Source organism: Bacillus sp. UNCCL81 (genome assembly GCF_900112535.1).
Classification (GTDB): Bacteria; Bacillota; Bacilli; order Bacillales; family Bacillaceae_G; genus Gottfriedia; species Gottfriedia luciferensis_B.
Window position 1 is genome coordinate 160,013 of record NZ_FOMF01000006.1, and the last position, 13,016, is coordinate 173,028.

The 13,016-nt window shown below is 31.5% G+C and carries 18 protein-coding genes; 11 read left to right on the forward strand and 7 right to left on the reverse strand.

Annotated elements, in window-relative coordinates; genetic code table 11:
- The first annotated feature begins 4 nt into the window (after window positions 1–4).
- Window positions 5–406 (forward strand): VOC family protein, encoded by a 402-nt coding sequence (locus tag BM319_RS14580; protein ID WP_091023396.1) that lies wholly within the window; start codon window positions 5–7, stop codon window positions 404–406.
- A gap of 155 nt (window positions 407–561) precedes the next feature.
- On the opposite strand, the gene BM319_RS14585 is transcribed toward BM319_RS14580, so the two are convergent.
- Window positions 562–999, reverse strand: a complete 438-nt coding sequence (locus tag BM319_RS14585; RefSeq protein WP_025568985.1) for a YmaF family protein — start codon at window positions 997–999, stop codon at window positions 562–564.
- Window positions 1,000–1,173: 174 nt separating this feature from the next.
- On the opposite strand from BM319_RS14585, the gene BM319_RS14590 reads away from it, so the two are divergent.
- From BM319_RS14590 to BM319_RS14600, 3 genes are read left to right on the forward strand one after another with little or no spacing between them, the layout of a single operon-like run.
- Window positions 1,174–1,644 carry an Lrp/AsnC family transcriptional regulator gene (locus tag BM319_RS14590; protein WP_025568984.1) on the forward strand — a complete coding sequence of 157 codons (471 nt, stop codon included), beginning with the start codon at window positions 1,174–1,176 and terminating at the stop codon, window positions 1,642–1,644.
- Between the two features lie 10 nt (window positions 1,645–1,654).
- Complete coding sequence (locus BM319_RS14595) at window positions 1,655–2,269, forward strand: LysE family translocator (protein ID WP_091023398.1); 615 nt, start codon at window positions 1,655–1,657, stop codon at window positions 2,267–2,269.
- A gap of 22 nt (window positions 2,270–2,291) precedes the next feature.
- Window positions 2,292–2,888 (forward strand): LysE family translocator, encoded by a 597-nt coding sequence (locus BM319_RS14600; RefSeq protein ID WP_025568982.1) that lies wholly within the window; start codon window positions 2,292–2,294, stop codon window positions 2,886–2,888.
- Window positions 2,889–2,959: 71 nt separating this feature from the next.
- On the opposite strand, the gene BM319_RS14605 is transcribed toward BM319_RS14600, so the two are convergent.
- Entirely contained in the window at window positions 2,960–3,208 is a 249-nt protein-coding gene (locus BM319_RS14605; protein ID WP_091023400.1) for a hypothetical protein, read from the reverse strand.
- A gap of 273 nt (window positions 3,209–3,481) precedes the next feature.
- On the opposite strand from BM319_RS14605, the gene BM319_RS14610 reads away from it, so the two are divergent.
- Window positions 3,482–3,910: an Rrf2 family transcriptional regulator gene (locus tag BM319_RS14610; RefSeq protein ID WP_025568277.1), complete on the forward strand. Its 429-nt coding sequence runs from the start codon at window positions 3,482–3,484 to the stop codon at window positions 3,908–3,910.
- 140 nt (window positions 3,911–4,050) lie between these two features.
- Window positions 4,051–4,692 carry an NAD(P)-dependent oxidoreductase gene (locus BM319_RS14615; RefSeq protein WP_025568278.1) on the forward strand — a complete coding sequence of 214 codons (642 nt, stop codon included), beginning with the start codon at window positions 4,051–4,053 and terminating at the stop codon, window positions 4,690–4,692.
- An 84-nt stretch (window positions 4,693–4,776) separates the two neighbouring features.
- Here BM319_RS14615 and BM319_RS14620 read toward each other — a convergent pair whose 3' ends face one another.
- From BM319_RS14620 to BM319_RS14630, 3 genes are read right to left on the reverse strand one after another with little or no spacing between them, the layout of a single operon-like run.
- Complete coding sequence (locus BM319_RS14620) at window positions 4,777–5,409, reverse strand: hypothetical protein (RefSeq protein WP_025568279.1); 633 nt, start codon at window positions 5,407–5,409, stop codon at window positions 4,777–4,779.
- 11 nt (window positions 5,410–5,420) lie between these two features.
- Window positions 5,421–5,825 carry a permease prefix domain 1-containing protein gene (locus BM319_RS14625; RefSeq protein ID WP_025568280.1) on the reverse strand — a complete coding sequence of 135 codons (405 nt, stop codon included), beginning with the start codon at window positions 5,823–5,825 and terminating at the stop codon, window positions 5,421–5,423.
- Entirely contained in the window at window positions 5,825–6,151 is a 327-nt protein-coding gene (locus BM319_RS14630; protein ID WP_091023402.1) for a PadR family transcriptional regulator, read from the reverse strand. The genes BM319_RS14625 and BM319_RS14630 overlap by 1 nt, the downstream gene beginning before the upstream one ends.
- A 238-nt stretch (window positions 6,152–6,389) precedes the next feature.
- Between BM319_RS14630 and BM319_RS14635 the strand changes: the two genes are divergently transcribed.
- The 3 genes from BM319_RS14635 to BM319_RS14645 all read left to right on the forward strand — a co-directional run bounded on the left by BM319_RS14635 (window position 6,390) and on the right by BM319_RS14645 (window position 10,013).
- Window positions 6,390–7,694, forward strand: coding sequence for an FAD-dependent oxidoreductase (locus BM319_RS14635; protein ID WP_025568282.1), 1,305 nt, complete (start codon window positions 6,390–6,392; stop codon window positions 7,692–7,694).
- A gap of 20 nt (window positions 7,695–7,714) precedes the next feature.
- A complete protein-coding gene (gene sigJ, locus BM319_RS14640; RefSeq protein WP_069034940.1) occupies window positions 7,715–8,599 on the forward strand; it encodes an RNA polymerase sigma factor SigJ in 885 nt (294 codons plus the stop codon).
- Window positions 8,600–9,224: 625 nt separating this feature from the next.
- Complete coding sequence (locus tag BM319_RS14645; protein WP_025568284.1) at window positions 9,225–10,013, forward strand: EcsC family protein; 789 nt, start codon at window positions 9,225–9,227, stop codon at window positions 10,011–10,013.
- A gap of 66 nt (window positions 10,014–10,079) precedes the next feature.
- Here the strand turns inward: BM319_RS14645 and BM319_RS14650 are convergent, their stop codons facing one another.
- On the reverse strand, window positions 10,080–10,736 hold the full coding sequence (locus BM319_RS14650) for a glycosyltransferase (RefSeq protein WP_069034939.1): 657 nt from the start codon (window positions 10,734–10,736) through the stop codon (window positions 10,080–10,082).
- 268 nt (window positions 10,737–11,004) lie between these two features.
- Between BM319_RS14650 and BM319_RS14655 the strand changes: the two genes are divergently transcribed.
- Window positions 11,005–11,586, forward strand: a complete 582-nt coding sequence (locus BM319_RS14655; protein WP_175495622.1) for a VanZ family protein — start codon at window positions 11,005–11,007, stop codon at window positions 11,584–11,586.
- A 2-nt stretch (window positions 11,587–11,588) separates the two neighbouring features.
- Here the strand turns inward: BM319_RS14655 and BM319_RS14660 are convergent, their stop codons facing one another.
- On the reverse strand, window positions 11,589–12,299 hold the full coding sequence (locus tag BM319_RS14660; protein ID WP_091023406.1) for a polysaccharide deacetylase family protein: 711 nt from the start codon (window positions 12,297–12,299) through the stop codon (window positions 11,589–11,591).
- A gap of 258 nt (window positions 12,300–12,557) precedes the next feature.
- Between BM319_RS14660 and BM319_RS14665 the strand changes: the two genes are divergently transcribed.
- Window positions 12,558–13,001, forward strand: a complete 444-nt coding sequence (locus BM319_RS14665) for a MarR family winged helix-turn-helix transcriptional regulator (RefSeq protein WP_069034936.1) — start codon at window positions 12,558–12,560, stop codon at window positions 12,999–13,001.
- Window positions 13,002–13,016 lie beyond the last annotated feature (15 nt).

Sequence of the window (13,016 nt, forward strand, 5' to 3'; positions counted from 1 at the left end):
AACATTGAAAGACTGGGTTCAGTTTAGAATTGCAAGACCTACAAACCAATTAGCTGAAATAAGTAAATTCTATGGTGAAGGACTTAGATTAAAAACCGTGGGCAGTTTTCAAAATCATAATGGGTATGATGGAATCATGTTCGGATTACCTGATGTTGAATACCATTTAGAATTTACTCAACATATTGATGGAAGTCCATGTCCTGCTCCAACAAAGGATAATCTTTTAGTATTTTATATACCTAATAAAGCTGAAATAGATTTGGTCAAAAATCGATTAAATAATATGGGGTATTTTGCAGTTGAATCTGAGAATCCTTATTGGCGCGGAAAAGGTATTACATTCGAAGACCCAGATAGATGGAGGGTTGTGTTAATGAATACTGAAGGATTGAAGAATACTTAAGATTTCATATTCGAAAAAACACGATGGAGAGCCTTTTATGGAAGGTTCTTCATCGTGTTTTAATATTGTGTAGTCTGAGGTCTTTAATTTATTAGGATATAAATTATGTATATTATGCTTAATAAAATATACATAAATTGAAATTTACAATTGCCTTAAACTAATGGTCTATCAATTAAAGTAGCGAATTCCAGATCGTGTTCATGATCATCATTGATCGTTGTCATTCCTTTGACAAAGTGAACATGCTTACCGTTTCCTACCGGAATAGGAGGACCAGTTTCAATAATAACCTCGTGATGATGATCTAGAAAATCTGTATTTACTACAATTCGGTGTACATGACTATGTCTTCCTTTGGGAATGACTTCACTTGTAACTCCAGCAAAGCGATGATTATGTCGATCGTCATCTTCTTCTGCCAATTTAGTGCTAGCTACAAATTCATGTACATGTGTTTGAGGTTTTTCTTCTTTTGGTTTTACTTCTTTCTCTTCATTAGACTCTCTTTCATTTTCTTCATTTAACTCTCTTTCTCTTTCTTTTTCTCTTTCCCTTAGTCTTTTTCGATATTCAAACGGGTCTCTTTTCACAAAATGACGCCCCCTTCGATAAAGATTGTCTTCCTTTTTTATCTTATTAGTACTTGTAAATAAATATGTTTATTAAACGTGCATATTAGATTGTATTTTTACTCAGAAATATTGAAATACTTTCATAAAATAAGTAAAATGGAATAAATACTTACAAAAAGAAGGTTTGGGTAGATGGATGCTTTCGATTTAAAAATTATTAATCATTTAATGGATAATTCAAGAATAAAGTGGGCGGATTTAGCTAGTGAAGTTGGCTTGTCAGCTCCGGCTACTGCTGAACGAGTTAACCGATTAGTTGAACAAGGTGTAATTAAAGGATTTGGTGTGCTAGTTGATTCAGAAAAAGTTGGAAGTGAATTAACTGCCTTTGTAGCTGTCTCGCTTGAGCGACCTGAAAATCGAGCTCCATTTTTAGAGCTTGTTAATCAATTAGAGGAAGTGCAGGAATGTCACCATATTGCGGGTGAAGATGATTATTTACTAAAAATAAGAAGTAGAAATACAAAAGACTTGGATCGAGTAATTAGCCATGAAATAAAAGGGTTAAAGGGTGTAATAAGAACAAAAACAACAATTGTAATGGATACAACGAAAGAAACCTTTCGACTGCCATTACAAAAAAATAAATTTTCTATAGAGTAGGGAGGGCAAAATGAATTTTGAATTTTATATTAAAGGATTAATAATTGGCATATCAATTGCTGCACCTGTTGGCCCAATTGGAGTACTGTGTATTCGTAGAACTCTAGCGTATGGAAGAATGGTTGGTTTAGTTTCTGGTCTTGGGGCTGCTACTGCTGATGGTATTTATGGCTTAGTTGCAGGCTTTGGATTAACTGTCATTATGAATTTTTTGATTGGTCAGCATTTTTGGATTCAGTTAATCGGTGGTTTCTTCCTCTGTTATTTAGGTGTAAAAACACTTATTTCAAAAGCCAGTTATACTCAATCTGATACGCAGAAGAAAAATATAATGAATGCGTTTTTATCAGTTTTATTTTTAACGCTAACAAACCCAATGACAATTCTATCATTTATCGCCATTTTTGCGGGATTAGGAATCTCAAATTCAAATAGCAATATTGTTTCTTCCGTTATTTTAGTATTAGGTGTATTTTGTGGTTCAAGTTTATGGTGGGTAATATTAAGCAGTGGTGTGGGACTATTTAGAACTCGAATCAATGATCGTTCTTTAACATTAATTAACCGTTTATCAGGTATTATTATTATTATTTTTGGTTGTATAGCTTTATATGGATTAATGTAAGTAAGCGTAAGAGGGTATTTAGATGTTATTAATAAAAAGTTTTATTTTAGGTTTATCAGTTTCAGCACCTATAGGCCCGGTTGGTTTATTGTGCATACAAAGAATTTTATCTAAAGGAAAAACAGCTGGATTTATGACAGGATTAGGCGCATCTTCAGCTAACTTATTTTACGCTAGTATTGCCGCGTTTGGTTTTTCTATTGTTTCATCATTTTTAATTGAGCAGGAATTTGTTCTTCGAATCGTAGGTGCAATATTTTTATTGTATTTAGGAATTAAAACCTTTCTAAAAAGACCTGCTAAAACTGCCTCGAATTTGAAGGGTGAAAGCATGGTTAGCATGTTTATCTCTACATTTTTATTAATGATCACAAATCCTGTAACAATTTTAAACTTTGTAGCAATGTTTGCAGGGGTGGGTTTTGATCAAAGTTCCACATCTATAGAATCAACAGTTTCATTAATTATAGGTGTTTTTTTAGGTGCAGTTTCTTGGTGGTTTATTTTAAGTAGCGTAGTTAGTTTGTTTCGAAATAAAATTATAACTCACTTAGGTTTAGTAAATAAAATGGCTGGTTTAATGATTGTTGTTTTAGGAATTATTTCATTTATTAAGTAAAGAAGGAAGCTATATATATTAATAGCTTCTTTTTTTTTGCTGTTTCCTAGAATTGAATAGAAAGTCTTTTATTAATTGTAAAAAAACATAACATACCAAATTCCAATCGCTAGGAATGCGCCTAATGCAATAAATATTGCTTTATACACCCAATGAGGCAAAAAGAGCAATATAGCACCTATTCCACTAACACCATTTCCTCCAACTCCACTATTTTTTAAATCTGCATGTGCTTCTTTTTTATACATAATTCCAAAGACCAGCAAAAACAAGCCTATTATCGTAAAGCAAATTAGATAAGCAATATCATTTCCATTCATTTTCTTCACCCTTTTTATGAATCTTTCTTATAATTTAAGGATAAATTACCTATCATTGCTGTTCAACCATTTTTTTCCATTTATAAGTTAATTTTAACCATTAAGATACTGGTCTGAGTTTACTTCTAATAGTAGCCATAAACGATTTTCTGCTGTTTAACTTGCTTTATTAAATAAAAAAATATAGTATCGATCATAAATTTGTGTAAAATAAATATTATTGACAATTAATAAATGTTGTAACTATAATAGTTACATCGGAGGTTGAATCCTATGAAAATCAGTAGTCGTTTTACCGTTGCTGTTCATATTTTATCTTTGGTCACGATTGAGAATAGTGCGCTTTGTACTTCCGAATGGATTGCAGGAAGTGTAAATACAAATCCAGTCGTAATTAGAAGAGTAATGGGAAAACTTAAGAATGCTGGCTTAATTCAAGTCCGTCGAGGAACCGGTGGAGCTTCACTTCGTAAGCCGTTAAATGAAATTACTCTTTTAGATGTTTATAGAGCAGTTGAAGTTGTAGAAGAAGGAGAACTTTTTCAATTTCATGAGAAACCGAATCCTAAATGTCCAGTAGGTGCAAATATCCAAGCAGTGCTAGAACTAATCTTAAATCGAGCACAAGATGCAATGGAAAAAATACTGGATGAAGTTACTATGGAAGAATTAGTTACAGTATTAAGCAAAAAAATTGGATAGTATCATTCAATTTTTTTTATAAATGATGTAACTGGTGTTGTTACATCTATATATTATATTTTTTTAAACTAGTTGTAACTATTTTAGTTACGACTTTGAGTTCAAAACAATTTTTAAAGAATTAAGGAGGAAGAAAAAAGATGAAAATTGGTATTATTGGAGCAACAGGAAAAGCAGGTAACCTTATTTTAAAAGAAGCAGTAGAAAGAGGACATGAGGTAACAGCAATCGTAAGAAATGCTTCTAAATTAACAAATAAAGAAGTATCAGTATTGGAAAAGGATTTATTAGATCTAAATTCAGCTGACTTAAAGCAATTTGATGTTGTTGTAAATGCATTTAAAGCAGCTGAAGGCCAAGAGAATCTTTATATTGAAGCTGGGAATGTTTTAATAAATGCTTTAAAAGGTGTTAACGATACTAGATTAATCGTAGTTGGTGGAGCTGGAAGCTTGTATGTTGATGAAGAAAAAACGATTCAATTAGTTGACACACCTGAATTTCCAAAAGAATATTATGCTACTGCATCAAATATGACAAAAGGTCTTCACGACTTACAAAAAACAACTGATATTAATTGGACATTTATTAGTCCAGCAGCATTTTTTGATCCGAATGGTAAACGAACTGGGGCTTATCAAAAAGGAAAAGACAATTTTATTGTTAATAAAAAAGGTAATAGCTACGTAAGTTATGCTGACTATGCAATTGCATTATTAGACGAGATTGAAAATCCACAGCATATTAACGAACGATTTACTTTGGTTTCTGAAGCAGAATAAGTCCGTGAAGCGATTCTTTATGAGAATCGCTTTTTCTTATTTATAAAAAATGGACCTCATTGTATGAAGTCCACCAATTAGTGCCTATATTTGTTTCTTTTTATAACTATAAAAATACATACTTAAAGGCCACCAAATAACTGCAAAAATTGGATATACAGCCCAAATTGTATCTGGGGATGAAATGATATTTACAATGATAAAGAAAAGACTAATTAGTATGCTAGCTGTAAACGAAAATGCTACAAACGATTTTCTATTCGCATGATAAATGGATAAAGGCCACCAAATAATTGCAAATGCCGGATAAATGACCCAAAGATAATCTGGAGATGAGATAAAATTCAAAAGCCCATAGTATGCGATTGTAATGATACTGCCAAGGAGTGCAATCGGTAATGTTCTAGCATTCTTACCTAAATGCATGAGAATTGGCCAACTAATAATTGGAAAGGCAGCATAGAAAAACCAAAGATAATCAGGAGAGTGAATTAAGTTTTCCGTTAACAAGAAAGCAAGGAGTACGATACTACTAAAGATTGAGAATTGTTTCGTCGATCTTTTTCCAATGAAATATAAACTAATTGGCCAAAATAAAATGAAAAAACATGGGTAAATGAACCAAATCGTGCTAGGAGATGTAATAAAATTAACGAGCATAAAAAAGACCATTGTCATAATACAGCCTGCAGTTGCAAAACCGATATAATTTTTCACTGTGCTTCACCTCACTTTTTACGTTGCCAGTAGAAATACATTGAAAGAGGCCACCATAATAGACCAAACGTTGGGTACACAAACCATATAGTCTGTGGAGTGTAGTAAAAATTAATAAATAAGAATAAAGCAATTAGTAATCCACTACCCCAAATTGAATAGGATAAATTTAGTTTTGCAAAATTTGCTTTCTTGCTATCTGGTTTTTTAACACCAAGTTCTCTCTTTAATTCCTCAATGTCCCCAAATTCTACAATCGCTTTGTTTATAGCATCTTCTTCGTCCTTACCATTTTCCATTAAAAACATGACTTTTTCTTCTAAGTTCTGAATAATCTCTTGTTTAACTATTTCTGATTGTTCAGTTTTAGGAACATCTTTAAATAGTTCTTCAATATGATTTCTAATTTTTTTCATTATTTCTCCTCCATGAATAGATCAATAATTTCTTTTACTTCTTGCCATTCTTTTACTAATTCACTTAAATATGCTTTACCAAATGAAGTGATTTTGTAATATTTTCTTTTTCCACCGTGTGTAATATCGCCAAAATAAGCTTCCACTAATTCCTTTTTTTCTAAGCGCTGAAATACAGCGTATAATGTTGCTTCTTTTATTTGAAACCGATTGTCTGTCCGTAATCCAATTTCTTGAGAAATCTCATATCCATAGCGGTCTTTCTCAGAAATAAGTTTTAATATGATTGAGTCAAGATGCCCGCGTATAATGTCACTTCTTACCATAATTCACCTATTCACCTTCTATAAGATTATTCTATCTGATAGAGTAATGTTAACAATAATTACTCTATCTGTCAAAGTAATTTTATGTGATTCTATTTTTGACTATTCGTAGGAAATGAAATAGGCCCGTCCGAAGCCTAAATAAATTATTTTTCCTATTCCTGCTCTACTATATGTCACATTTTTTGGATTTCATTCGTCTTAATTAGTGAAGAAAAGGAAAGGGAGAGATAATATTATGAAACTAAATCAAATAGATGGTCATCAAAAATGGGATGTTACTGTATTAGGTGGTGGTATTGCTGGATTAACTGCATCGATCTACTTAGCTCAAGCAGGTAAAAAAGTACTTCTATTGGATAAAGCATCTAAATTAGGTGGGAGAGGTATTTCGAATACAATTGGCGATGCATATTTAAATCTTGGAGCACACGCATTATATATAAACTGTATCGAAATTTTAAATGAGGTTGGTGTTACTGTTTCTGGCAGGGTTCCAAAATTGAGTGGTGCATTTATTCTTGGTGATCAATTTAGTCAAATGAAAATAATCGAAGCATTTAATTTATTTTTGGGTAATCATTTAAAATGGAAAGAAAAAATGGAATTTATTCGATTTTACCGACATATTCGTAAAATGGATTTAGAGGAAATCAATCATATTAGTTTAGAAGAATATTTAAATCGAAAAATAACAAGTCGTCGTGTAAAGAATTTAATTTTAGCTTTTATACGTGTATCTACTTTTACAAGTAATTCTGAATTAATAAGTGCAGGAGTGGCAATTGGTCAGCTTCGTAGCGCGAAAGTTATGTATATAAACGAAGGATGGCAATCAATTGTTAATGACCTAATTAAAAAGGCGAATCAACTTGGTGTTACGATTCAAAATAGTACAGTAGTGTCTAAAATCACTGGAACTTATCCAAACATAAATCTTATTTTGAAAAATGATACTAGGATCAACACGAGCTGTTTGTTATCGACAATTAATCCAATTGATTTTGTTAAGTTAATAGATGAGCCAATCTCAGATTCATTTTTACAAAAATGTAATCAAACGATTCCTGTAAAAGCTGCATGCCTTGACCTTGTAATGAATGGTTTACCAAATCCAAAACTCAACTTTGCTTTAGGAGTTGACCAACCGTGGTATTTTTCAAATCATTCATCAGTCGCGAAATTATCGAATAAAGAAGGCGAAATTGTAGTTCATCTAATGAAATATTTAAACTCGGTCAACGAAACAGATTCTGAAAAAGATGAGGTAGAACTAGAAAGCTTACTTGATTTGCTTCAACCAGGTTGGAGAGACTATGTAATTTCACGTCGCTATCTTCCTAAGCTTATCGTTTCTAACGACATAAAAAAGCCATTTCATAAATTAGACAATCATTTATCAAATAGTGATATTGGCTTAGAAGGTATTTATATTGCAGGAGACTGGGTGGGGGAGACAGAACTTCTATTGAATGCATCTTTAACGAGTGCTAAAAATGCTACTAAACTAATAAATGAGAAGCTTGAACTTCAACTAATTTAAAATAGAGGAGAAGATACTTCATGGAAGTAGACTATCTATATTCTCAATATAAGCCACTTTTATTTTCAATCGGATATAGTATGTTAGGATCGGTTGAGGATTCGGAGGATTTGGTGCAGGATACTTTTCTCACAGTTCAACAGATGAATCAATCCACCTCAAAAGAAGAGCCAAATAATATAAAAGCATACTTATGTAAAATAATGACAAACCGTTGCTTAGATTTATTAAAATCCTCAAAAAATAAACGTGAAGTTTATATAGGACCATGGCTTCCAGAACCGATTATTCAAAAATTACCGGAAGATTTAAATGATGATCCGATGGAAAAGATGATTTTAGATGAAACGATCACCTATGCATTTTTAGTTTTACTTGAACAGTTAAACCCTACCGAAAGAGCAGTATTTGTATTACGGGAAGCCTTTCAGTTTGACTTTCGAACAATCGCAAATATTTTAAATAAGACCGAATTGAATTGCCGTAAAATATTCAGTAGACTTAAGCGCAAAGTCCAAAGTAAGGATGTAGTTGAAAAACGAAATCTAAATCAAGAGCTAGACATTGCAAAACGATTTATTGAAGCTGCAGAAACAGGTAATTTAGATATGCTAATCTCACTTTTAACGGAAGATATCGTACTAATTACAGACGCTGGTGGCAAAACGAAAGCTGCTCTTCGCCCAATCAATCTACAGAAAAATGTTATTGCCTTCCTTGTTGGTGTAAGGAAGAAAATAAACTCTCCATCTGAAACCGAAATTGTTTTGATTAATAATCAAATTGGCTTAATTGTTAAAAGTGAAGGCGAAGAACCAACCGTAATTTGTTTTGAAATAGAAGGAGACCGTTATCGAAGTATTTATATGCTTCGAAATCCTGAAAAAATAAGATTTTTAGGTTGATTATCAAGAGCATTTTAAACATTAGAACAGGGTGTCCCACTTTTTATGGGTACCTTGTTTTTTAGATGTAAGAAAACGAAAGCATCTTACTCATAGAGGGTTCATGAGTAAGTAAAAAAGTGAAAATAAGAAGTTTAGTAACTCATAGAGGGTTCATGAGTAAGTAAAATAGCGAAAATAAGATATTTAGTAACTCATTGAGAGTTCATGAGTAAGTAAAAAAGAGAACATGAGGAATTTAGTAACTCATAAAGGGTCCATGAGTAAGTAAAAATGTGAAAATGAGAAATTTAGTAACTCATAGAGGGTTCATGAGTAAGTAAAAATTTGAAAATGGGCAATTTAGTAGCTCATAGAAGGTTCATGCGTAAGTAAAAAAGAGAACATGAGGAATTTAGTAACTCATAAAGGGTTCATGAGTAAGTACGAAAGCAAAAATAAGAAATTTAGTAACTTATAAGGTACTCATGAGTAAGTAAAAATAGCAAAAATAAGAAACATACTACTCAAAAGAGTAAAAGGGTGTAAGTCTAAGAACAGCCCTTTTTTATTTTTGGTTTTTTTCACAAAAAGCTTTATAGTTTTAGTAGTTACTATGTTTAGATTAAAAATTATAGGAGTGTTTATGGAAACGAAAGAGTATCTAATTACGCAGCTTAATGAAATTGAAAAATGGGAAAAAGATCAAAAAAGCGTATTTTTTTGGGAGAAAATCGGTAGAATTCCATTTATGATCTTGGATAAAATTACACCTAAGTTCATTCACGATAAGATTGGAGTTATTTTAGATGAGCTATCTAAGTATGTGAATGCTGGTGGTCAATATTTAGTTAGTGTTCCTTCAACTTTAAATAGGATGAGTAAGGAGCTTTCTATTCAGGAACTAACCGAAATTGAAATGGTCAATCAACTTAGTCTTGAGCAAATGGATCGCGTTTCGAATGATTTTATTGCTAGTCGTAAACAATTTGCAAAAGTCCAAGGAGCGACCACAGGTTTTGGTGGAATGTTTACAATTGCGATCGATATTCCAATCTTATTAGGACTTACATTAAAGACACTTCAAGAAATAGCGATTTCTTATGGTTATGATCCAAATGATCAAATGGAGAGAGTATTCATTATTAAGTGCTTACAATTTACATCTGCTGATATAGTTGGTAAAAAAGCGATATTAGAAGAGTTAACAAATATTGAAGGAAAAAAAGCCTTTTCTCAAATTGAGGGTTGGAGAGAAGTATTTTATACATATCGTGACAACATGGGATGGAAGAAGCTGTTTCAAATGATTCCAATTGCAGGCTTAATATTTGGTGCATATGTAAATAAACAAGCAATTGAAGATGTTGGTGAAGCTGGTAGAATGCTTTATAAAAAAAGACGGATCATGGAAAGATTGCATGATTTAAAATAAGCAGAAAAAAGATGAATTTAGTTTAGAGCTAAATTCATCTTTTTTGTTTTTTAATCAAACGTTTGTTTAAGATTTAAATTTATTTGGGAATTGCTTAATAATGCCTGAAGAAATTGTATCAGCTATAGGGATCATATGTTGAAGACCAGCATCAAATGCTTTTATATTTCCATCCCAGTCCATTTTTATTCTAGTTACAGCTTCATTTGTTACCATTTTTAAATGTGTATATAGTAAGTCTTTTAAAGCTTGATTTGTCCAATTTGGATTTGCTTTACTTAAGAATGCAGCAATCTCATCTGCATTTTTAAACCATGTGTCGTTCAATGTTTTTAATGTTGCCATATCATTTGCTTTCGCAGCATCAATAATTTTACCGGCGATTACAATATGGTCGGTTAGTAATTTAGCAAGCTGATCTCCAGCGGCAGCACCATAATATGGTTTAATTGCATTCCCAATATCTTGTTGATTTCTTAAGAGTCTTGCTAGTACTACGTCCTTATCTGGCATTCCAGCAACAGCACTAACAATATACTTACTAGTCCATATTAAATGATCCATCCAAAGCTTTCTCATATCTGCTTTGAAATTACATGCTGAGTTACTTATGCATCTTCCTTGAACTCGATTATCAACATGCTGGGCACTGGATTTAATAGGGGATAAAATTAGTGCAAAACATAAAAATAGAGATGTGAATTTTAGTAATTGTTTTTTCATCTAGATGTCTCCTTTGAGATGTTTTCAAAATATACCAGTATTATTTTGGATTTTTTTTAAAAGTAATATTCAAAGTTTTTACATTCATTTCATTTATGAAAGTAATTTTTCTAAAGAAAATGCCACTAATGTGGAGAATATAAGACTATATAATAAATAGTAATTTTGATATAGTATAATAATGAATTATGGTAAAAAATGGAAAGTGGATATAAAACGCTTCAAGTGTTTTACCCTTTTTCCTTGGAAGGTGAAGAGGAGGACAGCAATGTTAAATTTTTTATATCCTAGTATCATTATCATGACTTTAATCATTTTATTTTTTGGTTATAGATTCTTTAAAGGTTATATTACTCTAGTAAAATATTTATATTGGATTATCTTTGGCATCTATATTACATGTCTTGTCGATTTTACTTTGTTCCCATTTCCTTATCAAAAATATCTAATTCAAGTCATGATTGAGGATCACTTGGGAAATACAAATAATTTTGTCCCCTTTAAAGTAGTTGTAGATTCAATAAGATATGGATCATTTTCAATTGCTCTAAAGCAAGTTGGTGGAAATATTTTATTATTTATGCCGTTAGGGTTTGCTTTGCCAGTTCTATATCCAATGATTTCGAAGTATAAAGTGATATTAGTTGGTTTTACTGTAAGTTTAGGGATTGAAATAATACAAGGAGCTACTGGTTTTATTCTTGGATATAATTATCGATCGTGTGACATTGATGATTTATTATTAAATACATTTGGCTCTGTGTTAGGAGTTATAGTCTTTAGTTTAAGCACTAAATTCTCTATAGAGAAAAAAAACGATAATCAATATACAAAAAGACAAGGAGCATAATGCTACTTGTCTTTTTGTAACTTCTGAAGCTCTTTCACTGTCACGAATTTATATCCATCTTTCGATAATAAATCCAAAATTCCCTTAATTGTCTCTAATTCTTTGCCAGTTTTATCATACATCGGATGAATTAAAATAATTGAACCCGGTTTAATATTTTTCTTTACATAGTTTATTTTGTCTTGAGGATTTGTATAAAAAGTATCTGGTTCTAAATTCCATGTGATCGTTTCTCGGTTATGTTTATGCATGTAATACGGTAAGCCAAATAGTTTTTTTCCATTTGGGGGACGGAACTGAATTTCCCCTTTATAGCCAGCTTTTCGTATTAGTTTATCTGTCTTTTCAATTTCGTTCTTGATAAATGAAGGTGATTTTAGCACCATTCTGTCATGAGAATATGTATGGTTTCCAATCTGTTGTCCCGCATCTACAATTTTTTTAGCTTCTTCTGGATTCTTTTCAATTTCATTACCGATTAGAAAAAAAGTAGCCTTTGCATTGTATTGATCTAAAAGTGGTAGAATGGCATCAACATTTTTAGTTGGACCGTCATCAAATGTTAAAGCAACTACTTTTTGGTTAGTGTTTACTTCATTTGTTAATCCTCCAAAAAGCTGAAAAGATCTCGCATTCATTAGTTTGTATAATCCAAATAAGATTAGAAATAAAATTAGAATACTTGCACTTATTTTCAGTAGTCTTATTTTCATCTATTTTACCTGTCTTTCTAGTTATTGAAATTAAACATCATTATATCATCACTAATTAAAAAAAGAATAAAAGAAGGAAATTAAAGGGAATTTAAGACTGTAGAAAGAAATAGTGAAAGAGTGAAGATTACGTCCTGAAGCGGAAATCAACAGTTTTTCTTTTTTTTTAAAAGGTTTTTATTTAGTTCAAACAATCTACTTGCAAAGTTATCAGTTTAGTATTAAACTGATAACAAGATCGATCAAAGAGGTGCAAAAATGTTAAATAGTCATAATGAAGCTTCTACAAACAAATCAAAAAATTTAGCAGTATTACTTTGGTTTCGATTAGCTCGTTTTTATCTTAAAAATGTTAGAGAATCAAATAATCAATTGAAAAAATGGGGACTGACGACTGCTCAATTTGATGTAATTGTCCATGTTGGGAGAAATAAGCGTCTTACTCAGCAAGAATTAGCCGATAAATTAGTTGTTACAAAAGGAAATGTGACTCATCTATTAAAGAAAATGGAAGAGCTTCAGTGGATTAAAAGAGAAGTGGAATGGAAAAACAAATATCTCTCTTTAACAGAGATAGGTCAAAAAATGTATGAAGAAATCGTACCTTCACAAGATGAGTTTCAACAAGCTCAATTCAGCAAATTAACCGAAGAAGAGCAATTTCAATTACTTACTTTATTAAGGAAATTAAATAAAAAGTGAATTAGAACGGAGGAA